The sequence below is a fragment of the Limibacillus halophilus genome, assembly GCF_014191775.1.
Classification (GTDB): domain Bacteria; phylum Pseudomonadota; class Alphaproteobacteria; order Kiloniellales; family CECT-8803; genus Limibacillus; species Limibacillus halophilus.
Genome location: NZ_JACHXA010000006.1, coordinates 179,191 through 193,947 on the forward strand (window position 1 = coordinate 179,191; position 14,757 = coordinate 193,947).

The window sequence follows — 14,757 nt, forward strand, 5'->3', positions numbered from 1 at the left end:
AGCTCAAAACGGTAATTTAAGGCCGGGAGGAAGCTGCATACCGCCGGTAATTTCCTGCATCTGTTCTTGCACGTAGGCTTCGACTTTCGCCTTCGCGTCGTTTGCTGCGGCGACGATCAGGTCCTCCAGAACTTCCACGTCATTCGGATCAACCAATGATGGCTCAATGGAGAGATTCCGTAACTCGCCCTTCCCATTCATCGTCACCTGCACCAACCCACCCCCAGCAACGCCCGTGACTTCCGCGGCCGCCAATTGCTCCTGCATCTCCGCCATCTTGGCCTGCATCTGCTGGGCCTGTTTCATCATCTGCCCAAGATTCTTCATTCCAGATCCTCCCCATCGCCCAGGAAAGCTTCCAGAGCTTCCGGGTCCACTTCCAAATCGTCATCCAACCCTAAATTCGACAGGGCCTCCTCGACAGCCTCCGTTTCGAGAGAGGCGCCCGTGATCGCGATCAACTTCGCGCCGGGGAACAATTCCTGGACGCTGCGCACCAGGGGCTCCGCCAGAACCTGACGACGTTCGGCCGCCTCCGCATCGGCGCGTTGCTCAGACAGAGTTGCCTCTCCGGCGGCGCCGGAGACCGTAACCACCCAGCGCATTTGCGTCCACTCGGTCAAAAAGCGGGATAGGCGTCCGGCCAAATCACGCGGCGCACGCTCACTTGGGCGAATTTCTATACGACCGGGCTCGAAGGCGACAAGATTTACCTCATTGACCAATAGAGCCGCTAATCGTGGCTCCTTCATCCGGCTACAAAGAGCTGCAACCGCCTCGAAATCCTTGGGAATTTCCGCCTGAGGCGCTGGCGCTGTAACAGGTTCGAGGGCATCTTCGCCTTGCGGCTCGCTTTCTGAACTGGTCTGCGGCGCCTCCTGCGGTTGCGGCAAGCTGGCGCCACCGCCACCGCTACTGACCAACCGGGCGCGGGGGGCATCGCTGCCACCCTCGGGCCCGCCTTTCGTGTTGCCTGGAGCACGGCCTGAAGTGTCGTTCTGGCCCACCAAGCGCTTTACCAGATCGCCCGGTGGCGGCAGGTCGCTGATATGGGCCAAGCGAATCAATACCATCTCGGCGGCGCTAAGCGGCGCCGGAGCGAACTGGGTTTCCTGCAATCCCTTCAGCAGTATCTGCCAAGCGCGCGACAGAACCGGCATCGAAAGCGCTTCAGCCATGGCCCGGCCCCGAACGCGCTCTGCCTCCGGCAATCCGGCTTCCGCCGCATTCTGCGGAATAAGCTTTGCCCGGGTCAGCCAGTGAGTCAGCTCAAGAAGGTCTTGCAAAACCACAGCAGGATCAGCGCCCTTGGCATGTAGGTCGCCCATCACCGCCAAAGCTTCTTGAATGCGGCCGCCCATGAGGTGATCCAGCAAATCGAATATCTGGGAGCGATCGGCTAACCCCAGCATCTCCCGCACCAGTTCGCTCTCCACCTTTCCGCCGCCCAGCGCGATGGCTTGATCGAGCAGCGATAGCCCATCTCGGACCGAGCCGTCAGCGGCGCGAGCGATCATGGCAATCGCCAAGTCATCGGCTGACACCTTCTCGCGCGCCAACAGGCCTTGGAAATGCGTGACCAGCTCCACTTGATCGACGCGGCGTAGATCAAAGCGTTGGCATCGCGAGAGAACGGTGACGGGAACCTTGCGAATTTCCGTCGTAGCAAAGACGAAAACCACGTGCTCAGGCGGCTCTTCAAGGGTCTTCAACAGCGCGTTGAACGCGCTGGTTGAGAGCATGTGCACCTCGTCGATGATATAGACCTTGTAACGCGCGGAAACCGGACGGTACCGCACACCGTCGAGCAGTTCGCGCATATCGTCGACGCCGGTGCGGCTGGCCGCATCCATCTCTATCACATCAACATCGCGGTCCTCGGCTATGGCCTTACAATGATCGCAAACGCCGCAGGGCGCCGCCGTGGCCTGCCCGCTACCGTCCTGACCGATGCAATTGAGGGCTTTGGCCAGAATCCGCGCGGTGGTGGTCTTGCCGACACCACGCACACCGGTCAATACGAAAGCATGCGCCAAACGCCCGCCGTTGATGGCGTTGGTCAAGGTGCGCACCAACGCCTCCTGGCCGATCAGCTCGGAGAAATTACTGGGCCGATACTTGCGTGCCAGGACTCGATAAGGCGCCTGGGGCGCGGTGTCGGTCCTGTCGGCGGTTTGATCGGTCATAGATGCTTGGGGCTGTTGCGGGAATTACGACCTCGCCGTCACGGTCTCATGACCGCAATGGGGTGGGAGGCTGGACAGACGACCCGAGCCGAACTCGTTACGGCTGCTTCCTTCCGGACCTGACCGGGTTGGCGAGGGACTCGTCCGCCGCCAGCCACCCAAGCCCACTATAGCCACAGAAAGGGCGCTTGGGGCAAGGGTAAAGCGGCGCAAAAATCCTATGTCATCAGTTCCCGTTGCCAGACTCTGAGGAAAGGGGCAGTTTAGCGTCATGGCACGGAGCAATTTCTATAGCGGCGGCGGGTTGGACCGCGCAGAACTTCTGCGCCGCGATCCGGCATGGATAACCCTGGCGATTCGGACCGGCCGGCTGCGGCTGGTACCGGTGTGGCGCAACCACAACCTTGTTTCAAATCCGGAAGCCCCTCGGCCTCTGTTTCTGGATAGTCTGGATCAGATGGAACGCTTGCTGGCGAGCGGTCATGAGCCTTTCCTCCTGGGACATCGCGAAGAAGTAACCTTCGCCGCGCTCGATCTCAGTCAGTACGACGATCCGAGCGATGTCACCGTCATTGAAGCCCTGGGTGAAGCCAACTTCGAGGATCTGCGGCGGGTCGGACCGCTGCTCGATCGTTGGGAGGGGTCGCTGCTGGCCTATGCGCGCGGCCTGTGCTGGTGGCACCAGCGGCATGGGTACTGCGGGGTTTGTGGCTCGCCCACACGATCAGAGAATGCCGGACACCAGCGGCGCTGCACCAATGAGGGGTGCAGCGCGCTGCATTTCCCGCGCACCGATCCCGCCGTCATCATGTTGGTGCACGACGGCGAGCGCTGCGTCCTGGGCCGCCAACAAGCTTGGCCGAGCGGCATGCACTCGACATTGGCTGGGTTCGTCGAGCCCGGCGAAAGCCTGGAGGAGGCCGTCGCCCGCGAGGTGTTCGAGGAAGTCGGCTTGGCGGTAAGCGATGTGGTCTACCACTCGTCCCAGCCCTGGCCTTTTCCCTCCTCCATCATGTTGGGATTTTTTGCCCGTACGAACGAACACACCCTGAAAATCGATCCCAACGAGTTGGAGAGCGCCGCTTGGTTTACACGGGATGAACTCTTGAACGCCCCGGAAGACGACACACTGCGTCTGCCAAGGCGGGATTCCATAGCCCGGCACCTAGTGACAAGCTGGCTGAACGACGACTTTTGAACCCACCAAGCGCCGTCGCCTACGCTGTTCAGAATCCCCCGATGCCGTTTTCCTGCCTGCGAAATGGGCTGGCCGGATAAACACCGAGAATCTTCACTTCTCGGGAGAAGAAGCTGAGTTCTTCCAGGGCCAGCCTCACCGAGCGATTATCAGGGTGACCTTCGATATCGGCATAAAACTGCGCGACATTGAAGGACCCATCCAGGATGTAGCTCTCCAACTTGGTCAGGTTGACGCCGTTGGTCGCAAAGCCGCCCAACGCCTTGTAAAGCGCCGCCGGAACCGAACGCACGCGGAAGACGAAACTCGTTACGACCGGACCCGTCTCGGGCTCGGGATGGATTGGATCGCGGGCCATGATTATGAAGCGCGTTGTATTGTGCGCCTCGTCCTCGATGTTGCTGGCCAGCGATTTCAGGCCGTAAATCTCGCCCGCCAGCTTGGATGCGATGGCGGCCTCGTTGGGAGACTTCTTCTCCGCGAGTTCGGCAGCGGAACCGGCGGTGTCGGCATGAACGATCGCCTTCCAGCCTCGCTCCTTGATCATACGCCGGCACTGCGACAGGGCATGAACATGGCTACGTACGATTTTCACATCCTCCAGCGTCACACCCTCCGGCGCCAGGAGTTGATGTTCGACCTTATGGAAATGTTCGCCGATGATATGCAGGCCTGAGCTTGGCAACAGATGATGGATGTCGGCCACACGCCCGGCACTGGAGTTGTCGATTGGGATCATAGCGAATTGGGCGTTGTCCGAGACCACCGCGCCAAAGGTATCCTCGAAAGACGAGCAAGGCAGTGTTTCGTAGGCCGGGAAAACCGTCCGGCAGGCCATGTCGGAGTAAGCACCCGGGACGCCTTGAAAGGCTATTTTTTTCTGCGCCATCTGCTGGTCTCGCAATTTGCTGATGATAAAGGTCTGGTCACGCCTAAAAGCCCTGATTCCCGCGCTTCAAGTGCGGGCCGAAAGCATCTGCCGGGCGCGCTCCAGGTCGGCCGGAGTATCGACACCCAGTGGTATGGTGTCAACGCAGGCGACGCCAAGCCGCATGCCAGCTTCCAGGGCCCGTAATTGCTCCAGCTTCTCGCGCTTTTCAAGTGGTGATGGCGGCAAAGACACAAAACGATCCAAGGCCTGGCGCCGGTAAGCGTAGATACCGATGTGGTGATAGAGCGGAAGAGCGGTATTGCCTTGGTCCCAAGGTATCGGCGCTCGACTGAAATAGAGCGCCTTCGCCTGACGCCCTGGACCTTCGAAAAGACAGGCGATCTTGACCACGTTCGGGTTGGTGCGCTCGGCTTCTTCTTTGATTTCCGCGCAAAGGGTCGCGATATCCACGCTGGTATCGCTCAGCGGGACCAGGACAGTGCGTAATGCCGCCGAATCCAAAGTCGGAAGGTCGCCTTGGAGATTGACCACGACATTGTGCCTGCGCTCGGGGTCGCAACGTTCCAGGGCCTGATGGATTCGGTCGGACCCGCTGGGCAAATCCGGATCCGTCATAATTGCACGGCCGCCCGCCGCTTCCACCGCCTCCAGGATTTCCCGATCGCCTGCCGCCACGACAACCGGTCCGACATCCGCCTCTTGAGCGCGCCGCAAAACCTGCACGATCATTGGCACCCCTGCAATCTGGGCAAGCGGCTTGCCGGGCAGGCGGCTTGCCGCCATGCGGGCTGGAATTACAACGATCGGGTTTTGGGCCTCGGCCATGAAATCCTCGTCTTTCGGGTTGAAGCGCCACCTTCTATGCTGGCGCTGCGACTCTCTGCCGCGTAAAAAGCCTTCGAACCGAACGCAAACTGTATCTGGCTTTACCGCGTGCGAAAGGTTAATGAGGGAGGCGGAAAGCGAAAAGTGCTTTTCGCTGTCCATGCTGTTGATTGCCGGGCGCGCGCGCACTAAAGTCCCGCGCCAACCATACTTGTACATCCAGGGGAAGCGTGATGTCCCTCGAACTGAATAAAATTGCTGCAGCCGTTTTAACGGGAGGCGTAATCGCCATGGCGTCGGGCTTCGCCGCCCATCTCCTCGTGCCTGAGCACGAACTGGAGGAAAGCGTCTACCACGTTGCCGGTTTGGAATCAGCAACCGATGCAACGGTGGATGAGGGTCCGACCGTCGATCCGGTCCTGGCTCTGCTCGCCGACGCCAATGTCGAAGACGGCCAGGGTGTCGCCAAGAAATGCACCGCATGTCATACCTTTGAGGAAGGGGGCGCAAACAAGGTCGGCCCCAATCTCTATGGCATCGTGGGAGCCAAGGTCGGACACAGGGACGACTTTTCTTATTCCGATGGACTGCTCGGCTCCGCGAGCGAAACCTGGACTTATGAGGCCCTTAGCGCTTTCCTGGCCAATCCGAAGGATTACGCCCCCGGCACCAAAATGAGCTTTGCCGGAATCAGCAAGCCGGCCGACCGAGCAGCTCTCATCGCCTATCTGCGCAGCTTGAGCGCGTCGCCCCTGCCGTTGCCGAGCCCGGAGGAAAGCAATGCCTCCGCCGCGCCGGCCGAGGGTGCCGCCAGCACTGTAGCCGAGGCCGCGAGTGATGCCGCCAGTGCCGTCGCAGAGGCTGCGGGTAGCGCGGTAGGCGCTGTCACGGATGCCGCCGAGGCCGTGGCGGGTGCGGCGGCCGTGACTGCCCTGATGATCACCGGTGATGCCGAGAACGGGCAGAAGGTCGCGCGCAAGTGCGCCGCTTGTCATTCATTTGACGAGGGCGGACCCAACAAGGTCGGGCCGAATCTTTACGGCGTGGTCGGCGCGGACATCGCGAACCACGAGGGCTATCGCTACTCTGACGCGCTGGCCGCCAAGGAAGGTGCTTGGGATTTCGGCAGTCTCGATAGCTACCTCAAGAGCCCCAAGGAATTTGCACCCGGCACAAAGATGACATTCGCCGGGATCAGCAATGACCAGGACCGCGCCGATTTGATCCTTTATCTGCGGTCTCTGTCGGCCTCTCCGGCCCCCTTGCCGGAGAAGGATTCCTAATAGAGGACACCCGCCTCGGACCTGTCTCAAGGACTATGGCTCGAGGAGTCACGTGCCGTTGAAGAATGAGGAAATTGGGGCCGAATCGAATCGGCCCCAATTTTTTTGCCGCCCCCCGCAAGCCTTGCTTGCACTTGGTTCGCCCGAGGCCTTGTGGGAATATGCCGTTCCGCTACCGTCCCCTATCATCCAGGAGTTTGCGCGTGCCCCAGGTCTTTCAGGATACAGACTTCTTGAACCGCTGTTTGAGTATCGCCGCCGAAGCCGCCGACGCGGCAGCAGCGGTGACGCGTGGGTACTTCCGGCGGGAAATCGATGTGATCAGCAAGAACGACGAGTCGCCGGTCACCCGCGCGGACCGGGAAGCTGAGTTGGCGGCGCGTGCGGTCTTCGAAAAACACTTCCCAAAGCACGGAATCATCGGCGAGGAGCAAGGCGTCAGCCGCGGCGATGCGGAGTTTATTTGGGTGATCGACCCGATTGACGGCACCAAGCAGTTTGTCACCGGCAATATTGGTTACGGGTCGCTGTTTGCGCTCACCTGGAATGGCGAGCCTTTGCTGGGATTGATCGACATGCCCATGAAGCATGAGCGATGGGCAGCGGCGCGCGGGCTGGGAACACTTTTTACCGATTACAGAGGCACGCACAAAAGTCATGTTCGTGCCTGCCCTACCCTCTCCGACGCCATGCTGACGGCAACTGCGCCGGAGATGTTCAAGGGACCGAAAATTCCGGCCTTCCAACGTCTCAGCGAGGCGGTTCGCTTCACCACCTGGGGCAACGATTGTTACGGTTTCGGATTGCTTGCCAGCGGTTTCGTGGACCTTGTGGTGGAATCGAGCCTGGGCGTGTACGACTACATGGCCTTGGTTCCGGTGATCGAGGAGGCCGGTGGTATCATGACCGACTGGCAAGGCGCGCCTTTGACCCTGCAATCGGACGGCAGCGTGATTGCAGCGGGAGACCGCAGGTGCCTGGAGGCAACTCTTTCCCTCCTTGCCGAGTCGCTTTAGGCTGCATTTGGTTCAGGCAGGGCCTTGACCTGTCGCAAAAAGGCCATCACATCGTTGGCTGGCCGGTGTCCGACCAGAACCTCATCGAGGTTCAACGAGAAACCCTAACGGGAGGCAAAGTCGCTGGAGATGTCGCCAACGCGCAGGTTCCTGTTTCCAGTCCTGGCAATCGCAGCAGCCCTGTTGTGGCCCTCGAGCGATGTCACCGCGCAGCAATCCGAATCAGGTCCGGCCGTTCACAAATCGAATGCCATCGCGATGCATGGCGAACCCAAGTACGGGCCCGACTTCAAGCACTTCGATTACGTGAATCCGGAAGCACCCAAAGGCGGCAGCTTGCGGCTCGCGGATGTTGGCGCTTTCGACTCCTTCAACAACTTCATTATCAAGGGCGAGGCGGCGGCCGGCATCGGGGGAATCTATGATTCTCTGATGGAATCCAGCGCCGACGAGGCCTTTACGGAGTACTGCCTGCTTTGTGAGAGCGTCGAGTGGCCGGATGATCGCTCGTGGGTGGCCTTCACGCTGCGTGACGATGCCTACTGGCATGACGGCAAGCCGATCACCGTCGAGGACGTTATCTTCTCTCTCGATCTCTTGCGGACCCAGGGCCATCCCTTCTACCGCTTCTACTATGGGAGCGTGGCCTCGACGGAAATTACCGGGCCGCGAACGGTTCGCTTCACCTTCAGCGAGACCGGAAACCGGGAGTTGCCGCTCATCATCGGGCAACTATCCATCTTGCCGAAGCATTACTGGGAGGCCCGGGATTTTTCGACGACGACCCTGGAACCTCCCCTGGGCAGCGGTCCTTACAAAGTCGAAAGTTTCGAGCCTGGGCGATTCGTCACCTACAAACGGGTCGAGAACTATTGGGCGCGCGATCTGCCGGTACAAAAGGGCCGTAACAACTGGGACGAAATTCGCTACGACTATTACCGCGACGACACCATCGTGCGCGAAGCGCTCAAGGGCGGCGACATCGATCTGCGCGTCGAGAATCAAGCCAAGGCGTGGGCCGTCGATTACGATGTTCAAGCGGTGCGAGACGGCAAGGTGATTCTAGCGGAAATTCCAAACGAACGGCCGACCGGCATGCAGTCGTTTGCCATGAACACCCGCCGCGCGCCTTTCGACAATCGTCTCGTTCGACGGGCTTTGGCCTTTGCGTTCGACTTCGAATGGACGAACCGTAACCTGTTTTTCAGCCAGTACACCCGCACAGAAAGCTATTTTTCCAATTCGGAACTGGCATCGCGCGGATTGCCGACAGGCGCGGAACTGGAAATCCTGGAATCCTATCGCGACAGCTTGCCGCCGGAAGTCTTCACCGAGACCTATAGCGTTCCTTCGACCGACGGCAGTGGATGGCCGCGCGACAACCTCCGGCAAGCCTTCGCTTTACTCGAGGAAGCCGGGTGGATTGTTCGTGACATGAAGATGGTGAATGCAGAGACCGGCGAGCAGATGGGCTTCGAGATTTTGCTATCCTCGCCGGCCTTCGAGCGCATCGTCCTTCCCTACATTCGGAACCTACGGCGCCTCGGCATCGACGCACGGGTCCGGCTTGTCGATTCCTCGCAGTACGTCAACCGCATCCGCAGCTTTGAGTTCGACATGATTGTCGGAAGTTGGGGTCAATCGGATTCCCCCGGCAACGAGCAGCGCAATTTCTGGGGTTGCCAGGCTGCCGAGTCACCGGGCAGCCGCAATCTGACCGGTGTTTGCGACCCGGTCGTCGATAGCCTGATCGAGCAACTGATCGCCGCGCCGGACCGCGAAAGCCTCGTGGCCACGACGCGCGCGTTGGATCGTGTCCTTCTATGGGGTCATTACGTGGTCCCAAATTGGCACATCCGCATCGACCGCATCGCCTATTGGGATATCTTCGGACAACCCGAGATCGTACCTAAGAATGGCGCGCAGATAGATTCCTGGTGGATCGACAGAGCCAAAGCGGACAAGCTCAGCCGACGCCGTCAGACCGCCGACAGCAACAGCAAAGCGACGGAGTAAGGTAAGACCCATGCTGGCCTATATCATCCGCCGTCTCTTCCTGATCATCCCGACGCTCTTCGGAATCATGGTGATCAACTTCGCCGTCATCCAGGCAGCCCCCGGCGGCCCGGTCGAACAGCTGATTTCCCAGATTACCGGCGAGGGCACCGCCATCGTCGAGCGCGTATCTCGGGGCGGCGGCGGAGAGGTTGCCGGCGGCGGCGGCAGCAGCAGCACGACAGCCGCTGGGCAGCAGGGCACCTATCGCGGCGCGCAAGGTCTCGACCCGGCCTTTATCGCCGAGTTGGAGCGCATGTTCGGCTTCGACAAACCGCCGCTAGAGCGTTTCTTCCTGATGATGCGGAACTATATCGTTTTCGATTTTGGCAAGAGTTTCTTCCGCGACCGGGATGTCGTCGAACTCGTCATAGACAAGCTACCGGTCTCTATTTCTCTCGGGCTCTGGTCGACCATCCTGATCTATCTGGTTTCCATTCCGCTTGGAATTTCCAAAGCGGTCCGCGATGGCAGCCGCTTCGATATCTGGACCAGCGGTGTGGTCATCGTTGGCTATGCGATACCGTCTTTCCTCTTCGCGATCCTGCTGATCGTGGTGTTCGCCGGCGGCAGTTATCTCGATTGGTTCCCGCTGCGCGGTTTGACGTCAGACAACTTCGACCAACTCTCGTGGCCGCAAAAGATCACGGACTATTTCTGGCATCTCGCACTGCCGATAACGGCCATGGTGGTCGGCGGCTTCGCCGGATTGACGATGCTTACCAAGAATTCGTTCCTCGATCAGATCGGACAGCAGTATGTGATTACCGCCCGGGCCAAGGGGCTGACGGAAAGACGCGTGCTTTACGGCCATGTCTTCCGTAACGCCATGTTGATCGTCATTGCCGGTTTTCCCGGCGCATTCATATCGGTGATCTTCACGGGCGCCCTACTGATCGAGGTTATTTTCTCGCTCGACGGCCTAGGTCTCTTGGGCTTTGAAGCCGCATTCCAGCGCGACTATCCGGTCATGTTCGGCACGTTGTTTTTCTTCTCCCTATTGGGGTTGCTGCTCAACTTGGTGGGCGACCTGATGTACACCATCATCGATCCAAGAATCGACTTCGAAAGCCGGGAGGTCTGAACATCATGACCCGCCCGAACACCGTAAAGCAGGATCGTTTTCTTGGCGTGGTCATCTCACCGATTACGCGACGGCGGCTGCACAATTTCCGCGCGAACGGCCGAGGATTCTGGTCGCTTTGGATTTTCCTGGCGCTGTTCTTCATCTCCCTTTTTGCGGAAGTCGTGGCAAACGATGAACCGATCCTCGTCTACTACGACGGCGGCATTTATCTGCCGGTGCTCAAGGATTATCCGGAGACGACCTTCGGCGGCGAGTTCCTCACCCGGACCGACTACGGCGACCCTTATGTGCGCGCGTTGATCTCGGACAAGGGTTTCATGATCGAGCCGATCATTCCCTATGACCACCGCACCGTCGCGTGGGATCTGCCGACGCCCGCACCCTCGGCCCCTGACGGAGAACACTGGCTAGGCACGGATGATCAAGCCCGCGACGTTGTCGCGAGGCTGATTCACGGCTTTCGCATTTCCGTTATCTTCGGTCTGGCCCTGACGCTGATCTCGTCGGTCGTCGGCGTAGCCGCGGGTGCCGTACAGGGGTACTTCGGCGGTTGGACAGATCTGATCTTCCAGCGGTTCATTGAAATCTGGTCCGGTCTGCCGATTCTTTACCTGCTGATCATCCTGGCCAGTTTGATCGAGCCCAACTTCTGGCTCCTGCTGGGACTGATGCTGCTGTTCTCCTGGATGGGTCTCGTTGGTGTCGTGCGCGCGGAGTTTCTGAAGGTCCGCAATCTGGATTATGTGCGCGCGGCGCGCGCGCTTGGCGTGACCGATCGGGTGATTATGTTCCGGCACGTCCTGCCGAATGCCATGGTTGCAACGCTTACCTTCATGCCCTTTATCCTTTCAGGCTCGATCACGACGTTGACGGCACTCGATTTTCTGGGGATCGGCTTGCCGCCGGGGTCGGCCTCACTGGGCGAACTTCTGGCGCAGGGAAAGGCCAATCTCCAGGCGCCGTGGTTGGGCCTGACCGGTTTCTTCACCATCGCCATCATGCTGAGCTTGCTGGTTTTCATCGGCGAGGCCGTGCGTGACGCCTTCGACCCGCGCAAGCTGTTCGCCGGGGAGCCGCCGCCGCCCGAGACCGCAACCAGCGCCACCATCGAGGAACCCGCCTGATGAGCGAGAAAAGTCCCCTTCTTGAGATCAGGAACCTCTCGGTCGATTTTCGGCTGCCGGGGCGCACCGTGCAAGCTGTCCGGCGCCTTAGCTACAGCCTGGACAAGGGCGAGACCGTTGCGCTGGTCGGCGAAAGCGGGTCGGGTAAATCCGTATCCGCGCTCTCTATCTTGCAACTGCTGCCCTACCCTGTCGCCAGCCACCCGACAGGAAGTTCAATCCTGTTCCAGGGTGAGGAACTGGTTGGCGCCTCTACGAAGTCGTTACGCTCGGTTCGGGGCAACAAGATCTCCATGATCTTTCAGGAGCCGATGACCTCGCTAAACCCGTTGCATAGCGTCGAGAAGCAGATCGGCGAAACGCTGTTGCTGCACAAGGGTCTGGGTCGCGAAGCCGCGCGCAAACGCACCCTGGAGCTTCTCAAGCTTGTGGGGATTCCAGATCCGGCGCGCCGCCTGGCGGCCTACCCGCACGAACTTTCCGGCGGGCAACGCCAGCGCGTGATGATCGCCATGGCGCTTGCCAACGAGCCCGACTTGCTGATCGCCGACGAACCGACCACGGCGTTGGACGTCACCATCCAGGCTCAGATACTCAAGCTGCTGAAGGAACTGCAGCAGGAGATGGGTATGGCCATGCTGCTGATCACCCATGATCTCAACATCGTCCGCAAGGTGGCCGATCGTGTCCTCGTCATGACCGATGGAGAGGCCGTGGAACAGGGCCCGGCCCAGGAAATCTTCGAGAACCCGCACCATCCCTATACGCAACGGCTGTTGGCGGCGGAGCCGAAAGGCACGCCCCTTGAGACCTCCCGGGAAGCAAAGCTCCTTCTGGAAGCCGAAGATATCAAGGTTCACTTCCCCATCCGCAAAGGGCTGTTGAAGCGCGCGGTAGACCACGTGAAGGCGGTCGACGGCATAACCCTCGCCCTGCGCCAGGGGCAAACGCTTGGTATCGTGGGCGAAAGCGGCTCGGGGAAGACAACGCTTGGGATGGCGGTGTTGCGCTTGATCTCCAGCAAGGGCGGCATACGTTTTGAAGGACGGGACTTGCAGCCGCTCTCAAGCGGCGATCTCCGCCCGTTGCGCAGCCAGATGCAGGTCGTTTTCCAGGACCCTTATGGTTCCCTATCCCCGCGCCTGTCGATTGCCCAGATCATTGGCGAAGGCTTGCAGGTGCATGCCGCCAATATGTCCCACAGCGAGCGCGACTCTCTGATCGTCGAGGCGCTTGAGGAGGTTGGTCTCGATCCCGAAAGCCGCCATCGCTACCCCCACGAGTTTTCCGGCGGCCAGCGCCAGCGCGTGGCCATTGCCCGCGCCATCGTTCTGAAACCGCGCCTCATCGTTTTGGACGAACCCACCTCGGCACTCGATATGTCGGTGCAAGCCCAGATCGTGGACCTGCTCCGCGACCTGCAGGATCGCCACGGTCTGGCATACCTGTTCATCAGCCATGATCTTCGGGTTGTGCGCGCCTTGGCGCATGACGTCATGGTGATGAAGGACGGCATCGTCGTGGAGCAAGGACCGTCCGCCTCAATCTTCGACGCGCCGCAAGAGGCTTATACCAAAGCCCTTATGCGCGCCGCCTTCGAGTTGGAGGCAACCGAAGACGGCGTCGTTCGAACTTAGTCCCACCAAAAGACGAAGGATTATTGCTGCACCATGGCGTTACTCTTCAAGACCGATATTGACCGGGGGACGGCCTGGGCACAGGCCTTCGCCAAGCACGCGCCCGAGCTTGAACTGCGCCAATGGCCTGAGATCGGGAATCCCGATGATATCGAATATGTGCTGGTTTGGGCGCCACCGGAGGGTGTGCTCAGCCGCCTGCCCAACCTCAAGGCGATTTTTTCTGTCGGCGCTGGGATCGACCACCTGATGGCGGCAGGTGAATTGCCCGAGGGCATCCCCATTGTTCGCATGGTCGAACCGGGATTGACGGCCGGGATGACCGAGTTCGTCGTCATGGCGAGCTTGATGTTGCACCGCTTCATGCTGGAGTACCGATCGCAGCAAACGGCCCACCATTGGGAGGAAATAAACCAGATTCCCACCGCGCAGCGCCGGGTCGGAATTTTGGGCCTGGGTACCCTGGGTCAGGAATCGGCGCGCGTTCTATCGACTTTTGGCTTCCCGGTCGCCGGGTGGAGCCGCACCCGGAAGGAGATTTCCGGCGTCGACTCCTTCGCCGGAGAGACAGAGTTGAAGGCCTTTTTGAGCCGTAGCGACCTGCTTGTTTGCCTGTTGCCCCTGACGCCGGAGACCGAAAGCATTCTGAATCGCGAAACCCTGGCCCAGCTTCCAACGGGTGCGCTGTTGGTGTCTGTCGGACGTGGGCGGCAGGTCGATGAAGATGCGCTGCTGGAGGCCCTGGACAGCGGCCAGATCGGCGGCGCTGTGCTCGATGTTTTCAGGCAGGAGCCGCTGCCGGCCGAAAGTCCCTTTTGGGATCATCCGAAGGTCATTCTAACCCCGCATGTTGCCTCCATGACAAACCCGGAAACCGCCGTACTGGCGGTGCTCGACAATATCGCACGCATCAAGAAAGGCGATGCGCCAAGTCACACCGTCGACCTAAAGCGGGGATACTAAACCCGATTGATGGTGTCGGTGGGAAGCCCTCTAGCGAACCGTAACGACGGTACACTTCGAAAGCGACGCTACCTTGTGCGAAACACTGCCGAGCAAGGCACTTTCGATATCACCGAGGCCACGGCTTCCCAACACGATGGTATCGATGTCATGGCGATCGGCGTACTTGACGATGGTGCGCGCGGGCGGGCCTTCCTTAACCACCGTCTTTATGTTGGAAACGCCGTCATGGTCGGCTGCCTCCAACGCGCCCTCGATTACCTGTTCGGTATAGTCGTCAAGCACGTACTGAGGCTCACCGGAGAGATGTTCCATCTCCATATAGCGGCGAATCTCGGTGCTGAGCTTGATCTGCTTGGTGACCGCCAAGATCGTTAGCTTCGCATTAAACTGCGCCGCCAGCTCGGCTGCGGCCTTAGCCGCTCTCAGGGAATGGTCGGACCCATCTACCGCGCACAGGATATTCTTGAACATTTGCCACCCCCAAAAGG

General features: G+C 60.0%; 13 protein-coding genes and 1 other RNA gene. 8 read left to right on the plus strand and 6 right to left on the minus strand.

Annotated elements, in window-relative coordinates:
- Positions 1 to 3: 3 nt before the first annotated feature.
- From FHR98_RS11845 to ffs, 3 genes are all read right to left on the minus strand, one after another.
- Positions 4 to 327, minus strand: coding sequence for a YbaB/EbfC family nucleoid-associated protein (locus FHR98_RS11845; RefSeq protein ID WP_183416904.1), 324 nt, complete (start codon positions 325 to 327; stop codon positions 4 to 6).
- Positions 324 to 2,186 (minus strand): DNA polymerase III subunit gamma/tau, encoded by a 1,863-nt coding sequence (locus tag FHR98_RS11850; protein WP_183416905.1) that lies wholly within the window; start codon positions 2,184 to 2,186, stop codon positions 324 to 326. Before FHR98_RS11850 ends, FHR98_RS11845 begins: the two co-directional genes overlap by 4 nt.
- A gap of 62 nt (positions 2,187 to 2,248) precedes the next feature.
- Positions 2,249 to 2,345: signal recognition particle sRNA small type (gene ffs, locus FHR98_RS11855), an RNA gene on the minus strand.
- A gap of 112 nt (positions 2,346 to 2,457) precedes the next feature.
- Here ffs and nudC point away from each other — a divergent pair.
- On the plus strand, positions 2,458 to 3,384 hold the full coding sequence (gene nudC, locus FHR98_RS11860) for an NAD(+) diphosphatase (RefSeq protein WP_183416906.1): 927 nt from the start codon (positions 2,458 to 2,460) through the stop codon (positions 3,382 to 3,384).
- A gap of 28 nt (positions 3,385 to 3,412) precedes the next feature.
- Here the strand turns inward: nudC and FHR98_RS11865 are convergent, their stop codons facing one another.
- Positions 3,413 to 4,273 (minus strand): prephenate dehydratase, encoded by an 861-nt coding sequence (locus FHR98_RS11865; protein ID WP_183416907.1) that lies wholly within the window; start codon positions 4,271 to 4,273, stop codon positions 3,413 to 3,415.
- 66 nt (positions 4,274 to 4,339) lie between these two features.
- A complete protein-coding gene (locus tag FHR98_RS11870; protein ID WP_183416954.1) occupies positions 4,340 to 5,101 on the minus strand; it encodes a 3-deoxy-manno-octulosonate cytidylyltransferase in 762 nt (253 codons plus the stop codon).
- A 233-nt stretch (positions 5,102 to 5,334) separates the two neighbouring features.
- Here FHR98_RS11870 and FHR98_RS16595 point away from each other — a divergent pair, with 233 nt between their 5' ends.
- From FHR98_RS16595 to FHR98_RS11910, 7 genes are all read left to right on the plus strand, one after another.
- A complete protein-coding gene (locus FHR98_RS16595) occupies positions 5,335 to 6,384 on the plus strand; it encodes a c-type cytochrome (RefSeq protein ID WP_221205865.1) in 1,050 nt (349 codons plus the stop codon).
- A 203-nt stretch (positions 6,385 to 6,587) separates the two neighbouring features.
- Positions 6,588 to 7,400, plus strand: a complete 813-nt coding sequence (locus tag FHR98_RS11885; RefSeq protein WP_322091251.1) for an inositol monophosphatase family protein — start codon at positions 6,588 to 6,590, stop codon at positions 7,398 to 7,400.
- 129 nt (positions 7,401 to 7,529) lie between these two features.
- Entirely contained in the window at positions 7,530 to 9,416 is a 1,887-nt protein-coding gene (locus tag FHR98_RS11890; protein WP_183416909.1) for an extracellular solute-binding protein, read from the plus strand.
- Between the two features lie 10 nt (positions 9,417 to 9,426).
- A complete protein-coding gene (locus FHR98_RS11895; protein ID WP_183416910.1) occupies positions 9,427 to 10,539 on the plus strand; it encodes a microcin C ABC transporter permease YejB in 1,113 nt (370 codons plus the stop codon).
- A gap of 5 nt (positions 10,540 to 10,544) precedes the next feature.
- Positions 10,545 to 11,666 carry an ABC transporter permease gene (locus tag FHR98_RS11900; protein WP_183416911.1) on the plus strand — a complete coding sequence of 374 codons (1,122 nt, stop codon included), beginning with the start codon at positions 10,545 to 10,547 and terminating at the stop codon, positions 11,664 to 11,666.
- Positions 11,666 to 13,303, plus strand: a complete 1,638-nt coding sequence (locus FHR98_RS11905) for an ABC transporter ATP-binding protein (protein ID WP_183416912.1) — start codon at positions 11,666 to 11,668, stop codon at positions 13,301 to 13,303. Before FHR98_RS11900 ends, FHR98_RS11905 begins: the two co-directional genes overlap by 1 nt.
- Before the next feature lie 33 nt (positions 13,304 to 13,336).
- Positions 13,337 to 14,266, plus strand: a complete 930-nt coding sequence (locus tag FHR98_RS11910; RefSeq protein ID WP_183416913.1) for a 2-hydroxyacid dehydrogenase — start codon at positions 13,337 to 13,339, stop codon at positions 14,264 to 14,266.
- A 30-nt stretch (positions 14,267 to 14,296) separates the two neighbouring features.
- On the opposite strand, the gene FHR98_RS11915 is transcribed toward FHR98_RS11910, so the two are convergent.
- A complete protein-coding gene (locus FHR98_RS11915; RefSeq protein WP_183416914.1) occupies positions 14,297 to 14,740 on the minus strand; it encodes a universal stress protein in 444 nt (147 codons plus the stop codon).
- Positions 14,741 to 14,757 lie beyond the last annotated feature (17 nt).

What these genes read in the sequence shown, in the direction of transcription:
- FHR98_RS11900 (WP_183416911.1), top strand. Translation starts at nt 10,545, where the DNA reads ATGACCCGCCCGAACACCGTAAAGCAGGATCGTTTTCTTGGCGTGGTC.
- FHR98_RS11895 (WP_183416910.1), top strand. Translation starts at nt 9,427, where the DNA reads ATGCTGGCCTATATCATCCGCCGTCTCTTCCTGATCATCCCGACGCTC.
- nudC (WP_183416906.1), top strand. Translation starts at nt 2,458, where the DNA reads ATGGCACGGAGCAATTTCTATAGCGGCGGCGGGTTGGACCGCGCAGAA.
- FHR98_RS11915 (WP_183416914.1), bottom strand. Translation starts at nt 14,740, where the DNA reads ATGTTCAAGAATATCCTGTGCGCGGTAGATGGGTCCGACCATTCCCTG.
- FHR98_RS11870 (WP_183416954.1), bottom strand. Translation starts at nt 5,101, where the DNA reads ATGGCCGAGGCCCAAAACCCGATCGTTGTAATTCCAGCCCGCATGGCG.
- FHR98_RS11865 (WP_183416907.1), bottom strand. Translation starts at nt 4,273, where the DNA reads ATGGCGCAGAAAAAAATAGCCTTTCAAGGCGTCCCGGGTGCTTACTCC.
- FHR98_RS16595 (WP_221205865.1), top strand. Translation starts at nt 5,335, where the DNA reads ATGTCCCTCGAACTGAATAAAATTGCTGCAGCCGTTTTAACGGGAGGC.
- FHR98_RS11890 (WP_183416909.1), top strand. Translation starts at nt 7,530, where the DNA reads ATGTCGCCAACGCGCAGGTTCCTGTTTCCAGTCCTGGCAATCGCAGCA.
- FHR98_RS11850 (WP_183416905.1), bottom strand. Translation starts at nt 2,186, where the DNA reads ATGACCGATCAAACCGCCGACAGGACCGACACCGCGCCCCAGGCGCCT.
- FHR98_RS11910 (WP_183416913.1), top strand. Translation starts at nt 13,337, where the DNA reads ATGGCGTTACTCTTCAAGACCGATATTGACCGGGGGACGGCCTGGGCA.
- FHR98_RS11845 (WP_183416904.1), bottom strand. Translation starts at nt 327, where the DNA reads ATGAAGAATCTTGGGCAGATGATGAAACAGGCCCAGCAGATGCAGGCC.
- FHR98_RS11905 (WP_183416912.1), top strand. Translation starts at nt 11,666, where the DNA reads ATGAGCGAGAAAAGTCCCCTTCTTGAGATCAGGAACCTCTCGGTCGAT.